The sequence below is a fragment of the Streptomyces sp. RK62 genome (assembly GCF_018070255.1).
GTDB lineage: Bacteria > Actinomycetota > Actinomycetes > Streptomycetales > Streptomycetaceae > Streptomyces > Streptomyces nigra.
In genome coordinates this window covers 1-13,370 of the sequence record NZ_JAGPYD010000026.1, presented here as the reverse complement: position 1 = coordinate 13,370, position 13,370 = coordinate 1, and the positions used below count along the sequence as shown (strand labels likewise).

The window sequence follows — 13,370 nt, the reverse complement described above, 5'->3', positions numbered from 1 at the left end:
CGATACGGGAACCGTACACGCAACGGCCGGGGCCGATCGACGGAGTTTCCCTTCCGGGAACTCCCGCCGACCGGCCCCGATCGCGTGCTGGGATCAGACGCGCGGCTTCTCGCGCATCTCGTACGTCGCGATGACGTCGTCGACCTTGATGTCGTTGAAGTTGCCGAGGTTGATACCGCCCTCGAACCCTTCGCGGATCTCGGTGACGTCGTCCTTGAAGCGACGCAGGCCCTCGATGTTGAGGTTCTCCGCGACCACCTTGCCGTCGCGGATGAGGCGCGCCTTGGTGTTGCGCTTGACCTCTCCCGAACGGATGAGGACACCGGCGATGTTGCCCAGCTTGGACGACTTGAAGACCTCGCGGATCTCCGCCGTGCCGAGCTCGACCTCCTCGTACTCCGGCTTGAGCATGCCCTTGAGGGCCGCCTCGATCTCCTCGATCGCCTGGTAGATGACCGAGTAGTACCGGACGTCCACGCCCTCGCGCTCCGCCATCTGCTGCGCACGGCCGGCTGCCCGGACGTTGAAGCCGATGACGATGGCGTCGGAGCCCATGGCCAGGTCGATGTCGGACTCCGTGACCGCACCGACGCCGCGGTGCAGGACGCGGATGTCGACCTCTTCGCCGACGTCCAGCTGGAGCAGCGAGGACTCGAGGGCCTCGACCGATCCGGACGCGTCACCCTTGATGATCAGGTTCAGCTGCTGGACCTCGCCGGCCTTGAGCACCTTGTCCAGGTCCTCGAGCGAGACACGGCGCGTGCGCTTCGCGAAGGCCGCGTTGCGCTCACGGGCGGCGCGCTTCTCCGCGATCTGGCGGGCCGTACGGTCCTCCTCGACCACGAGGAAGTTGTCACCGGCGCCCGGGACGTTGGTGAGGCCGAGGACCTGCACCGGCGTCGAGGGACCGGCCTCGGCGACGTTGTTGCCGTTGTCGTCGAGCATGGCGCGCACGCGGCCGTAGGCGTCGCCCACGACCATCGTGTCGCCGACCCGCAGCGTGCCGCGCTGGACGAGGACCGTCGCCACGGCACCGCGGCCGCGGTCGAGACGGGACTCGATCGAGATGCCCTGCGCGTCCTGGTTCGGGTTGGCCCGCAGGTCGAGCGAGGCGTCGGCGGTGAGGATCACGGCCTCCAGCAGGGAGTCGATGTGCAGACCCTGCTTGGCGGAGATGTCGACGAACATGGTGTCGCCGCCGTACTCCTCGGCCACCAGCCCGTACTCAGTGAGCTGACCGCGCACCTTGGTCGGGTCGGCACCCTCGACGTCGATCTTGTTGACCGCGACGACGATCGGGACCTCGGCCGCCTTGGCGTGGTTGAGCGCCTCGACCGTCTGCGGCATGACGCCGTCGTTGGCCGCGACGACCAGGATCGCGATGTCGGTCGACTTCGCACCACGGGCACGCATGGCGGTAAACGCCTCGTGACCCGGGGTGTCGATGAAGGTGATCTTGCGCTCTTCGTCGTTGACCTCGGTCGCGACCTGGTAGGCACCGATGTGCTGGGTGATGCCGCCGGCCTCGCCCGCGATGACGTTCGTCTTGCGGATGGCGTCGAGCAGTCGGGTCTTGCCGTGGTCGACGTGACCCATGACGGTGACGACCGGCGGGCGGACCACCAGGTCCTCCTCGTCGCCCTCGTCCTCGCCGAACTCGATGTCGAAGGACTCGAGGAGCTCGCGGTCCTCCTCCTCCGGGCTGACGATCTGAACGGTGTAGTTCATCTCGTCCGCGAGGAGCTGGAGCGTCTCGTCGGAGACGGACTGGGTCGCGGTGACCATCTCGCCGAGGTTCATCATGACCGCGACGAGCGACGCCGGGTTGGCGTTGATCTTCTCCGCGAAGTCGGTGAGCGACGCACCGCGCGACAGGCGAATGGACTCGCCGTTGCCGCGAGGCAGCATCACGCCGCCGACCGACGGGGCCTGCATGGCCTCGTACTCCTGGCGCCTCTGACGCTTCGACTTGCGGCCACGACGCGCGGGACCACCGGGACGGCCGAAGGCACCCTGCGTGCCACCACGGCCACCGGGACCACCGGGACGACCACCGAAGCCGGGACGGCCACCGCCGCCACCGGGACCACCGGGACGGCCGGCGAAGCCGCCGCCACCGCCACCGGGACCACCCGGACGACCGGCGAAACCGCCGCCACCGCCACCGGGACGGCCGGCGAAGCCGCCGCCACCCGGACGACCGCCGCCGCCACCGGGACGACCGCCGCCACCGGGACCACGGCCACCGGGACCGCCGCCACCGGGACGCGGGCCCGCGGCGGGACGCTGCGGCATCATGCCCGGGTTGGGACGCGGGCCACCGGGACGGGGACCGCCGCCCTGCGGACGGGGCATGCCGCCCGGCGTGGGACGCGCACCGCCCGGAGCCTGCGGACGGGGACCGCCCGCGGCGCCCTGGGGACGGGGACCGCCCTGGCCCTGGCCCTGCGGACGCGGAGCGCCGCCGGGAGCGCCGGGGCCACCCGGACGCGGGGCACCGCCGGGACGGGGCGTCTGCGGACGCGCCATACCGGTGGAGCCGCCGGAGGTGAAGGGGTTGTTACCCGGACGGGGACCGGCCGGACGGGCGCCGGGACGAGGCGCCTGGCCACCCGGACGCGGCGCGCCGGTGCGCTCACCGCGGCCCTGGCCGCCCTGCTGACCGCTCGGACGGGGAGCACCCGGACGCGGAGCCTGGCCACCCGGACGCGGGGCGCCCGGACGCGTGCCGGAACCCTGGCCCTGGGAGGCCGCCGGAGCGGCGGGCGCCGACGGGGGCGCCGTGAACTCGGGCGTGGTCGGAGCCGGGGACGCCGGGGCGGGCCGCGGCGCGGGCTTCGGGCCCGGGGTGGGACGGGGGCCGGAAGAGGCCGGCGCGGCGGGAGCCGCGGGCTTCTCGGCGGCCGGCTTCGGGGCCGGCGGGCGCGGGGCTGCCGGACGGGCGGCCTGCGCGGGAGAGGGGGCGCCCGGCTTCGCCGGGGCAGCCTTGCGGGCGGGGGCGGGCTTGCCGCCACCGTTGCCCTGCTGGAGGGCGTCCGTCAGTTTGCGGACTACGGGCGCTTCGATGGTCGAAGACGCCGAACGGACGAATTCACCGAGTTCTTGGAGCTTGGCCATGACGACCTTGCTCTCAACCCCGAACTCCTTGGCGAGTTCGTATACCCGGACCTTAGCCACTTCGCTCCTTTTAGGTCCGGGTTGCGGCCGGACCGTCGCTACTTCATGGGCGTACTCATCGCGTACTCATCGAGTGCTCATCGCAATCTCGACCTACTTCCGACTCGCGAGGTACCTGGGCCGCACGGGGTTCCGCGCGACGCTTCTTACGGTGTTGCCTGCTCGGCAACTGTTGTCTGCTCGACGTAACGGCGCAACGCCTTTGTGTCGAGCGCTCCCGGGGCACGCAACGCCCTCGTGAACGCCCGGCGGCGTACCGCCTGGTCGAGACAGACCAGGGCGGGGTGTACATACGCACCCCGGCCGGGCAGCGTACCGCGAGGATCGGGGACGCACTCGTCCTCGATCGCCACGGTACGCAGCAGATCAGCCTTGGCCGCTCGCTCCCGGCACCCCACACAGGTGCGCTCAGGGCATGCGCGGACGCGTGTCCGGCCAGACACAGCTAAGTCTACCTCCCCGTACCGACCTCACCCCTTTGGGGCAGGATTCGAACAGTTGCCGGGCGATAACCTGACGTGATCTGAGCGACCTGAGGTCTGGATCTATTCCCCGGCCTGCTCGGTGTCCGGCCGGATGTCGATGCGCCAGCCGGTGAGCCGGGCCGCGAGCCGGGCGTTCTGCCCTTCCTTGCCGATCGCCAGCGACAGCTGGTAGTCCGGCACGGTCACCCGGGCCGACCTGGTCGCCATGTCCACGACCTCCACCTTGGAGACACGGGCCGGGGACAGCGCGTTCGCCACCATCTCGGCCGGGTCGTCCGACCAGTCGACGATGTCGATCTTCTCACCGTTCAGCTCGCCCATGACATTGCGCACCCGGCCGCCCATGGGGCCGATGCAGGCGCCCTTGGCGTTCAGGCCGCTGCGGGTGGAGCGCACGGCGATCTTGGTGCGGTGACCGGCCTCGCGGGCGATGGCGGCGATCTCGACGGACCCGTCGGCGATCTCCGGCACCTCCAGCGCGAAGAGCTTCTTCACCAGGTTCGGGTGGGTGCGCGACAGGGTCACGGAGGGCCCGCGGACACCCTTGGCGACCCGCACGACGTACGACCGCAGCCGCATGCCGTGCGGGTAGGTCTCGCCGGGGACCTGCTCCTGCACCGGCAGGATGGCCTCCAGCTTGCCGATGTCCACGAGCACGTTCTTCGGGTCGCGGCCCTGCTGGACCACGCCCGTGACGATGTCGCCCTCGCGGCCGGCGTACTCGCCGAGCGTCGCGTCGTCCTCGGCGTCGCGCAGCCGCTGCAGGATGACCTGCTTGGCGGTGGTGGCGGCGATACGGCCGAAGCCGGACGGGGTGTCGTCGAACTCGCGGGCCTCCTGGCCCTCCTCGAGGTCCTCGGGGTCCTCCTTCGCCCACACGGTCACATGCCCGGTCTCCCGGTTGAGCTCCACGCGCGCGTGTCGGCGGCTTCCCTCGGTGCGGTGGTAGGCGATGAGGAGGGCCGACTCGATCGCCTCGACCAGCAGGTCGAAGGAGATCTCCTTCTCCCGAACCAAGCCCCGCAGGGCACTCATGTCGATGTCCACGGCTACGCCTCCTCTTCCTTCTTGTCCTTGCGGTTGAACTCGACCTGCACGCGCGCCTTCTCGATCTCCGGGAACGCGAGCCGGCGGCTGGTCGCCCTGCGGCCCTTCACGCCGGGCACTTCGAGGTCGAGACCGTCGTCGTCGACCTTGAGGATGCGGGCCACCAGCTCGCCGCCCTCGGCCAGCTCGAACTTCACCAGCCGGTCGACGGCGCGCACATAGTGGCGGTGCTCCGTGAGGAGGCGTTCCGCGCCCGGGGTGCCGACCTCGAGGGTGTACTCGCCCTCGCCCATCGCGTCCGTCTCGTCCAGCTTCGCCGAGAGCGCGCGGCTCACATCGGCGATGCGGTCCAGGTCGGCGCCGGTGTCGGAGTCGACGACGACGCGCAGCACACGCTTGCGTCCGACCGAGTCCACTTCGATCTCTTCGAGGTCCAGTCCCTGGGAGCTGACGAGGGGTTCCAGGAGTGCTCGCAGCCTCTCGCTCTGGGTGGTGCTCATCCGGGTGACTCCTCGGCCGCGTGTGCTGTTGTGGGATGGGGCGCGTGTCAGGTCAAAGGGTATCCGGTCGCAGGGTGTGTTGCCGTCCACCTGTGGGTGACCGGTGCCGGTGAGTGGCGCGTTCGCGTGGCGCGGGTACGGTGATCACGGGCACGCGGCCCGCTGACCGGGCAGCCGCCGTCGCAAGTGCTTTCGTACGAACTCCCCTGAGGAAGTCGCCCGTGCCGTACCCCCCGCCCCCGCGCGCCCTCCCGGGACCGCGCAGAAGAACCCTGCTCGCCTCGGCCGCGGGTGCCGCGCTGCTGGCGGGCTGCTCCGCCGGGCCCGCCGACCCGGACGGCGGTACGGGCGGCAGTCCGTCGCTCGCCGAGCGGGCACGCGCGCGTGCGGCCCGGGACAGTGAGGACCTGGTCGCCCGGTACGACGCCGTCCTCGCCGCCCATCCGGCGGTGGAGCGGCTGGTGGCCCCCCTGCGGGCGGAGGCGGTACGGCACATGGAGGCGTTCGGCGGGGGCGCGTCCGGCCCGTCGTCGTCCCCGTCGGCCACCCCGTCCCCCTCCGCCTCCGCGTCGCCGTCCGCCTCGGTGCGGGCGGTTCCCGCGGACCAGCGGGACGCGCTGACCGAACTCGCCGCCGCCGAGCGGACGTTCGCCGACGAACGGGCGAAGGCGCTGATGGGTCTGCCGGGTGAACTGGCACGGCTGCTCGCGTCCGTGGCGGCGGCCGGGGCCGCGCACGCGTTCCTGCTGACGGAGGGTGCCAGGTGAGCGACACCGACAAGGCGGGCAAGGCCGGCATGGAGACGGTGACGGCGCTTCAGGCGGCCCTGGCCGCGGAGCACGCCGCCGTCTACGGGTACGGCGTGGTCGGCGGGCGGATCGGCGAGGACCGGCGCTCCGACGCGCGGGCCGCGTACGACGCCCACCGGGCGCGGCGGGACGCGCTGGCGCGCGAGGTGCGCGACCTGGGCGCCGATCCGGTCGCCGCGAGCGCCGGGTACGCGCTGCCGTTCCCGGTGACGGACCGGGCCACGGCGGTGCTGTTCGCCGCCGAGCTGGAGAGCAGGCTGGCCGGTGTCTACGCGGATCTGGTGCGCTCGGCCCGGGGCGCGCTGCGCGGTACGGCCGCCGAGGCGCTGCGGGAGGCTGCGGTGCGGGCGGTGCGCTGGCGGGGCGAGAGCGTAGCCTTCCCTGGGCTCGCCGAGCGGGCGGACACGTCCTCCGCGCCGGCGGCGCCCCCCGCGTGACGCGGGCCGCAGGGACACCGACGGGCAGGACGGAAGGGGACGACTCGCGCATGGCTTTCGAACCGCCGCAGCGTCTGGTGAGGGCGCTCGGTGAGACGGCGCCGGACGGTGACGCCTGGCTGGAGAGGCTGCCGCAGGCGACCCGGGAGGCCGTCGAACAGCGCGAGTTGACCGTGGAGCGGGTGCAGCTGCCGGGCGGGCGCAGCAGTCTGGTGGTGCTGGTCCGGCGGGCCGACGGCACCCCGGCCGTGCTGAAGCTGGCGCCGCCGCGCGCCCGCCCGGAGAGCGAGCGGGCCGCGCTCGCGCACTGGGGCGGCACGGGTGCCGTCCAGCTGCTCGAGCCGTTCGTGACCGAGGGCGTGCTGCTGCTCGAGCGGCTGCGCCCGGACCGGTCGGTGCGGTCGCTGCCGGAGGCGAAGGCGCTGCTGGAGGCGGCGGGGACGCTGCGCCGGCTGTGGGTGGAGCCCCCGGAGGGGCACCCCTTCGAGACGGTGGCGGAGCGGACGGAACGCCAGGCCGAGGCGATGCGGGCGACCGCCTCCCGGCACGCCGACGTGAGCGCGCTGGTCGACGCCGCGCTGACGGCCCGCGACGAGCTGCTGGCGGCGCCTCCGGAACGGCAGCTGCTGCACGGCACGTTCCGGCAGAGCAAGGTCCTCGCCGGGGAGCGCATGCCGTGGCTGGCGGTGGGGCCGGACCCGGTGGTCGGCGAGTGCGCGTTCGATCTGGCGCGGCTGGTGCGGGACCGGGTGGAGGATCTGATCGCCTCCCCGTCGGGGGCCTCGACGACCCGCCGTCGGGTCAAGCGCCTCGCGGAGTCCCTGGAGGTCGACCAGGAACGGCTGCGCGGCTGGACCCTGTTCCGCGCGGTGGAGTCGGGCGTACGGGCCCTGCGGGTCGGACGCCCCCAGGACGCCGAACTGCTCCTGGAGTTCGCGAGCTGGCTGTAGGCCGAGCCGCGCCCCCCTGCGGGGAGCTCTCGCAGGGGGGCGCGGTGGGTCCGGCCGACGTGCCTCCCGAGCCTGCCGGCCGGAGTCCGGCGGGTGTTCAGCGGTCGTCGGGGGCCGTCGTGAACAGCATGCCCTCCATGGCCAGCAGCCGGGTGTGCCGCCGCAGATGGGCCGCCTGGTCCCAGCGCGTACGGCCGTACGGTCCCGAGCCGTGCCGCGCGTACGGGATGTGCGCGAACTGCCCCAGGTCGGCCGGGTGCAACGGCCACGACAGCTGCCGCCCGCCGGCCTCGATGCGCAGCTGGTGGATGCCGTCGACGCCCCGGACGAGGACGGCGCTCGCCGGGTGCAGCGCGGCCAGCCAGGCGAGGAGCTGGGCGCGTTCGAGCCGTACGCGGTTCAGGTCCCGCTCGTAGGAGTCGGCGTACCGCTGCCAGCGGTCGCGCTCCTGCCGGCACAGCTCCAGCTCCCGCTCGCTCCCCCTTCGTGGCCGGCCGCCCACCCGGAGACCCCGCCACAGCGCGGTGGCCGCCCGGCGCAGCCGCCCCGGTGGCCGAAGGTCGCCGGGCGCGGGTTCCTCGGGCGGCGGGGACGAGGGGGACGTAGGCATGGGGGACTCCATGACGGTGGGCGGACGGCGCGCGGCCGGACCGCCGGGCGCTCCGGCGCGGCACGCGGACAGGGGCGGGCGGCGGCGCGGGAGGGGTGCGCGGGGCGAGGGCGCGGAGGGCCTGGACATGCGGTTCTCCGGAGACGGTCGGCGTACGGGCTGCGGCTGGGTGCGGCGGCAGGCCCTGGGCGGACGCGGGTCAGGCGGGCGGGCGCGGGGGTCGGGCGCGGGTGGTGCCGGTACGGCGATAGCGCCCGGCCTCATAGGTGTTGGCGGCCCGGCACGCCGCGTCGACGGGTTCGCCCCGCCGCAGATGCCGCTGGTAGGCGGCGCGCGTGCCACAGGGCGCCGGGCGTATGCGCGAGGGCGCATCGCCTCGCTCGGACGTACGCCGGTCGGGCGGGGACGGGGGCGGGGGCGCCTCGTCGGGCCCGGGGCACGAAGCCTCGGGCGGCGCCGGGTCGGGTGGGGTGTCCGCCGACGGGACGGCCGCCGTCGGCGGAGGCCGGTCGGCGGCGACAGCGGCGGTCGGGAGCGCCTCCCCCGGGCGGGACGGCTCGGGTTCGGACACGGCGGCCGGCGCGGGCCGGGGCGCCGCGGCGGGGCGGGCCGACGCCGATGGCCCGCCGGGAGGCTCGGCCGGGACCGGTGAGCCGTGGGCCGCCTGTTCCAGGGCGTGCCGTTGGGGGCCGGTCAGGCCCGCGACGACGCCCTGCCGGCGGCAGCGGGGAAGGCCGCGCTCCCGGCGCAGCACGGCGGCCCGGCAGGGTTCGAGCACAGGGCACAGCGTGCAGATCGCGACCGCGAGGGGCCAGGTGCGCCGGGTGAACCACAGATCGGCGTCCCACTCCCGGCAGGCCGCGCGCAGTTCCCAGATCCGTGATCCGCCGTCGGATACCGCCGGGGTCATCCGGCCGGCTCGGACGGGGATGTGCGGTCCTCGGCGCGATCGGTGTCGCGCACCGCGGACAGGGGGCCCAGATGGGCCGCCACATTGGCCAGGGAACACCGCTCGGGCCGCCCGTCCAGGGAGAGCAGCGGCATCCCGTCGGGCCGCCGGCAGCCCTGGTAGTACCAGACGTCGCCGTACGCGTCGCGCAGCGGTGCGGCCAGGTCGTAGGTGGCGTCGCCGACGCGGAAGGGGCGGCGCCCCCGCCGGCCCGTCGCGGCGCCGTGGGCGACGACCGTGACGCGCACGCCGTCGCGTTCGCCGTCGCCGACCAGGGTGTGCGGGCGGCTGCCCTCGCCGACGACCGTGATCTGGAAGTAGGCGCGCCAGCGGGCCCAGCACTCGGCGCCGTCCACACGCAGCACGACCCGGACCCGGTCGCCGTCCACGCGGACGTCGGAGGGGCCCGCGTGCCCGGCGAGGTGGCGTGCGACCGCGCGGGCGACGGAGCGTGCGCGGGCGCACGCGGCGTCCCAGGCGAGGGCCTTGCGCTCCAGCTCGGTGAGCGGGCGCGGCCCGCGAGACCAGCCTCCGTCGGCCGTGCGGTGGAGGACCACGACCGGAGGGCGGCCGGGGCCGGTGAGGAGCCGTACGGGTGCGGGGGCGGCGGCTCGTTCGGGGTCCGCGGGCCGCGGAATCCGGCCGATCACGCCGGCGACGCGCGGGCGGGTGGTGTTCACGCGGACACCGCCTCCGTCGACCAGCGCAGTTTCCGCAGGGCCCGGTAGGTCAGGGTCTTGACCGCGCCGACGCTGCGACCCATGGCCAACGCGGTCTCCTGCGCGGACAGTTCGTCCAGGAAACGCAGTTCCAGGCAGTGCCGCTGGTGGGGGTTGAGGCGGTGCAGGGCGGTGTGGACGGTCTCCTGGGCCTCGACGGCGTCCAGTTCGCGCAGGACGAGCGCCTCGGTGCCGCGGTGGGTGTCGCGGGGGTCGTCGAACTCGGCGACCGGGGTCTCCCAGCGCGTGCGTCCACGCCCGAGTTCGTCGAGCCAGAGGTTCTTGGCGATCGTGGTGAGCCACCCGGCGAAGGCGGTGCCCTGCCAGTGGAAGGTGCCGATGCGGCGCAGGGCGCGGACGAACACCTCCTGGGTGAGGTCCTCGGCGAGATGTCTGTTGCGGGTGCGAACCAGGAGGAACGCGTAGACGGCGCGATAGTGCTCGAAGTACAGGGCGGCGAACGCCTCCCGGTCGCCCGCGCGGGCCCGGGCTACCAGTTCGGGCTCCGGGCCGGCGGCCGGGGCGGTGGTGAGGTGGTCCGGCTGGGACACGACGGCTTCTCCTCTGCAATACACATGTAGATGTAGATTCTTCAAATGGGACGTGCGCAGGCCACGACGGAAACCCGCGATCCCCTCCCAGGGCGTCTACAGTCTTCATGTAGATGCATATCGTGTCAAGAAGCCTACGGAGCGTGAGACTTGAGGGCGCGGACGGGGCGCACAGGAGCACCGGCACCCCCGGAACGCTCCGGCGTGCGCCCGAAGACCCGGCGCTGATCTGCGATCTACTTGCGCTTGTAGATATCGATGACCGATCCTCTGAGCGTGACGAACCAGCGGAGCCGCCCCCCAGCAGATCCCGAACCCCGTCGGCATGCCCAGCACGGGGACGAGGACCTGGCGGCCCTACTCGAACGTCTGCTCGCCCAGGTGCCCGACCGGACGCAGAAAGATCTGGCCGCGGAGTCCGGCATCTCGTACCCGACACTCAACGCCTGGATGAACCGCACCCGCGGCACCTCGCGCATCGACCCCGAGAAGCTGCGCGCGATGGTCGACGTGTTCCGGCGCTGGGGCGTGCGCACGACCCCCCGGGAGTTCTTCGAGGCGGTGGGCCGGCCGGTGCCGGGCCCCAGCGGCGACGAGCGCGAGGCCCGGCTGCTCAAGCTGTACCGGCAATTGCCGGAGTCACGGCAGCGCGCCCTGCTGAAGGACGCCGAGGCGATGCTTCAGGTCAGCCGCATCGTCTGAGGTCAGCGGCGTAGGGCCGGCGCGCGGTGAGAGCCGCCCACCTCCCGGGGCGGTACCGGACACCGGGCGCGCTCCGGAAGAATATGACGAAAGTCCTCACGAACCCCACACACATCGGTACCATCAGTCAGCCGCTGACCTCCCGGAGCGGAACGCTCGTGCCGTAGCGCATTCCTGGGGAGGCAGTTGTGTGCGTTCGCATTGCCGTGACGGACGGTCTGGCAAGCATCGCGGTCTGGGACCCCGACGAGGTCAGCATCCACGTGGCCCGCAGCGCGCCGGCGGGTGACGTGCTCAGAGAAGTGGCGGACATCCTCATCGTCGACCTGGGGGCTCCCGCCTCCCGGGGCGGACCGCTGCGCTGCTTCTGCGGCATGGGTGTCGAGCTCCCCCATGAGCTGCTGCCCCGGGTGCTCGCCGCCGAAGCCGGCTGAACGCTCGCCGGTCCTCGCCCATCCTCGCCGGTCCCGCAAGCGGGCACGGGCCGCTCCCCCACGCCAGGGGAACGGCCCGCGCCCGAACGGACGGTCAGGCGGTCAGACGGGCGATCGCCTCGTCGACCGTCAGCTCCTCGCGCTCACCGGTCCTGCGGTCCTTCAGCTCGACGACGCCCTCGGCGGCGCGGCGCCCGGCCACCAGGATCTGCGGAACGCCGATCAGCTCCGAGTCGGTGAACTTCACGCCCGGCGAGACACCGGCACGGTCGTCGCACAGCACCCGCAGACCGGCCGCGGACAGCTTCTCGGACACGTCGAGGGCGAGTTCGGTCTGCAGGGCCTTGCCGGCGGCGACCACGTGGACGTCGGCCGGGGCGACCTCGGCGGGCCAGCACAGGCCCTTGTCGTCGGCGGTCTGCTCGGCGAGCGCGGCGACCGCGCGGGAGACGCCGATGCCGTACGAGCCCATGGTGACGCGGACCGGCTTGCCGTTCTGGCCGAGGACGTCGAGCTTGAGGGCGTCGGCGTACTTGCGGCCCAGCTGGAAGATGTGCCCGATCTCGATGGCGCGGTCCAGCTTGAGGCCGGTGCCGCACTTGGGGCAGGGGTCGCCCTCCTGGACGACCACGACGTCGACGTACGTGTCGACCTCGAAGTCACGGCCCGCGACGACGTTCTTCGCGTGCGTGCCCTCCTTGTTGGCGCCCGTGATCCAGGAGGTGCCGGGGGCCACGCGCGGGTCGGCGAGGTAGGTGACCTTCTCGCCCAGGCCCTGCGGGCCGACGTAGCCGCGCACCAGGTCGGGGCGCACGGCGAAGTCCGCCTCTGTGACCATCTCGACGACGGACGGGGCGAAGTGCGCCTCGACCTTGTCGATGTCGACCTCGCGGTCGCCGGGGACACCGACGGCGACGATCTCGCCGTCGACCTTGACCAGGAGGTTCTTCAGGGTGGCCGAGGCCGGGACGCCGAGGTGGGCGGCGAGGGTCTCGATGGTCGGGGTGTCCGGGGTGGGGATCTCCTCCAGCGCGGGCACGTCCGCGGCCTCGACGGGCTTCAGCTCGTAGGTGATCGCCTCGGTGTTCGCCGCGAAGTCGCAGTTCGGGCAGTCGGCGAAGGTGTCCTCGCCGGCCTCGGCGGGGGCCAGGAACTCCTCCGACTTCGAGCCGCCCATCGCGCCCGCGGTCGCCGCGCAGATGCGGTAGTCCAGGCCCAGGCGCTCGAAGACGCGCTGGTAGGCCTGGCGGTGCAGGGCGTAGGACTGCGCGAGGCCCTCGTCGTCGGTGTCGAACGAGTAGGAGTCCTTCATCAGGAACTCGCGGCCGCGCAGGATGCCGGCCCGGGGGCGGGCCTCGTCGCGGTACTTGTGCTGGATCTGGTAGAGGATGACCGGCAGGTCCTTGTAGGAGGACGCCTGGTCCTTCACCAGCAGGGTGAAGATCTCCTCGTGGGTCGGGCCGAGCAGGTAGTCGCCGCCCTTGCGGTCCTTGAGCCGGAACAGCTCCTGGCCGTACTCGTCCCAGCGGCCCGTGGCGTCGTAGGGCTCACGCGGCAGCAGGGCGGGCAGCAGCACCTCCTGGGCGCCGATGGCGTCCATCTCCTCGCGGACGATGCGCTCCACGTTGGCCAGGACCCGCTTGCCGAGGGGCAGCCAGGACCAGATGCCGGCCGCCGTGCGACGGACGTAGCCGGCGCGGACCAGCAGCTTGTGGCTGAGGACCTCGGCGTCCGCCGGGTCGTCGCGCAGCGTCTTCGCCATCAACTGGGACATGCGCTGGACCGGTGCTTTCGCCATGGTTCTCGTACTCCTGCCGGATGTGGTTGATGGCAGGAGGTTAGCCGGGCGGGACGGGACGGTGGAAATCGGTTAGGGCCTTCGTTTGGATCAGGCCGGATCAGGGAGCGGGGTCTGGTGCCGTGCATCGCAAGGCGGAGGAGGGCGCCATGGCGGAGCCATGGCAACCGACGACAACGCGGCGAGGTGCGGCACCAGACCC

At 73.1% G+C, this 13,370-nt stretch carries 14 protein-coding genes; 5 read left to right on the top strand and 9 right to left on the bottom strand.

Features of this window, described 5'->3' with window-relative positions:
• Positions 1–93: 93 nt before the first annotated feature.
• From infB to rimP, 4 genes are all read right to left on the bottom strand, one after another.
• Positions 94–3,177: a translation initiation factor IF-2 gene (gene infB, locus KBY32_RS33720; RefSeq protein WP_115508003.1), complete on the bottom strand. Its 3,084-nt coding sequence runs from the start codon at positions 3,175–3,177 to the stop codon at positions 94–96.
• A 146-nt stretch (positions 3,178–3,323) separates the two neighbouring features.
• Positions 3,324–3,620, bottom strand: a complete 297-nt coding sequence (locus tag KBY32_RS33715) for a YlxR family protein (RefSeq protein ID WP_210982751.1) — start codon at positions 3,618–3,620, stop codon at positions 3,324–3,326.
• 102 nt (positions 3,621–3,722) lie between these two features.
• Positions 3,723–4,709, bottom strand: a complete 987-nt coding sequence (gene nusA, locus KBY32_RS33710) for a transcription termination factor NusA (RefSeq protein WP_055623225.1) — start codon at positions 4,707–4,709, stop codon at positions 3,723–3,725.
• 2 nt (positions 4,710–4,711) lie between these two features.
• On the bottom strand, positions 4,712–5,209 hold the full coding sequence (rimP, locus tag KBY32_RS33705) for a ribosome maturation factor RimP (protein ID WP_210982750.1): 498 nt from the start codon (positions 5,207–5,209) through the stop codon (positions 4,712–4,714).
• A 221-nt stretch (positions 5,210–5,430) separates the two neighbouring features.
• Here rimP and KBY32_RS33700 point away from each other — a divergent pair, with 221 nt between their 5' ends.
• From KBY32_RS33700 to KBY32_RS33690, 3 genes are read left to right on the top strand one after another with little or no spacing between them, the layout of a single operon-like run.
• Positions 5,431–5,976: a hypothetical protein gene (locus KBY32_RS33700; protein WP_210982749.1), complete on the top strand. Its 546-nt coding sequence runs from the start codon at positions 5,431–5,433 to the stop codon at positions 5,974–5,976.
• A gap of 29 nt (positions 5,977–6,005) precedes the next feature.
• Positions 6,006–6,455, top strand: coding sequence for a ferritin-like domain-containing protein (locus KBY32_RS33695; RefSeq protein WP_210982779.1), 450 nt, complete (start codon positions 6,006–6,008; stop codon positions 6,453–6,455).
• 50 nt (positions 6,456–6,505) lie between these two features.
• The gene (locus tag KBY32_RS33690; protein ID WP_210982748.1) at positions 6,506–7,405 is read left to right on the top strand and encodes an aminoglycoside phosphotransferase family protein; all 900 of its coding nucleotides are present in this window, start codon (positions 6,506–6,508) and stop codon (positions 7,403–7,405) included.
• Positions 7,406–7,502: 97 nt separating this feature from the next.
• Here the strand turns inward: KBY32_RS33690 and KBY32_RS33685 are convergent, their stop codons facing one another.
• From KBY32_RS33685 to KBY32_RS33670, 4 genes are all read right to left on the bottom strand, one after another.
• Positions 7,503–8,015 carry a hypothetical protein gene (locus tag KBY32_RS33685; protein ID WP_115508000.1) on the bottom strand — a complete coding sequence of 171 codons (513 nt, stop codon included), beginning with the start codon at positions 8,013–8,015 and terminating at the stop codon, positions 7,503–7,505.
• A gap of 199 nt (positions 8,016–8,214) precedes the next feature.
• Positions 8,215–8,925 carry a WhiB family transcriptional regulator gene (locus tag KBY32_RS33680; protein ID WP_210982747.1) on the bottom strand — a complete coding sequence of 237 codons (711 nt, stop codon included), beginning with the start codon at positions 8,923–8,925 and terminating at the stop codon, positions 8,215–8,217.
• Positions 8,922–9,644, bottom strand: a complete 723-nt coding sequence (locus KBY32_RS33675; RefSeq protein WP_210982746.1) for a BN159_2729 family protein — start codon at positions 9,642–9,644, stop codon at positions 8,922–8,924. Before KBY32_RS33675 ends, KBY32_RS33680 begins: the two co-directional genes overlap by 4 nt.
• Positions 9,641–10,234 carry an RNA polymerase sigma factor gene (locus KBY32_RS33670; protein WP_055623233.1) on the bottom strand — a complete coding sequence of 198 codons (594 nt, stop codon included), beginning with the start codon at positions 10,232–10,234 and terminating at the stop codon, positions 9,641–9,643. The genes KBY32_RS33675 and KBY32_RS33670 overlap by 4 nt, the downstream gene beginning before the upstream one ends.
• Positions 10,235–10,510: 276 nt before the next feature.
• Between KBY32_RS33670 and KBY32_RS33665 the strand changes: the two genes are divergently transcribed.
• Together KBY32_RS33665 and KBY32_RS33660 are read left to right on the top strand one after the other, a co-directional pair.
• Positions 10,511–10,936, top strand: coding sequence for a helix-turn-helix transcriptional regulator (locus KBY32_RS33665; RefSeq protein ID WP_234350895.1), 426 nt, complete (start codon positions 10,511–10,513; stop codon positions 10,934–10,936).
• Positions 10,937–11,124: 188 nt separating this feature from the next.
• Positions 11,125–11,370 (top strand): hypothetical protein, encoded by a 246-nt coding sequence (locus KBY32_RS33660; RefSeq protein ID WP_055623235.1) that lies wholly within the window; start codon positions 11,125–11,127, stop codon positions 11,368–11,370.
• Positions 11,371–11,464: 94 nt separating this feature from the next.
• Here KBY32_RS33660 and KBY32_RS33655 read toward each other — a convergent pair whose 3' ends face one another.
• Entirely contained in the window at positions 11,465–13,168 is a 1,704-nt protein-coding gene (locus KBY32_RS33655) for a proline--tRNA ligase (RefSeq protein ID WP_055623236.1), read from the bottom strand.
• Between the last annotated feature and the right edge of the window lie 202 nt (positions 13,169–13,370).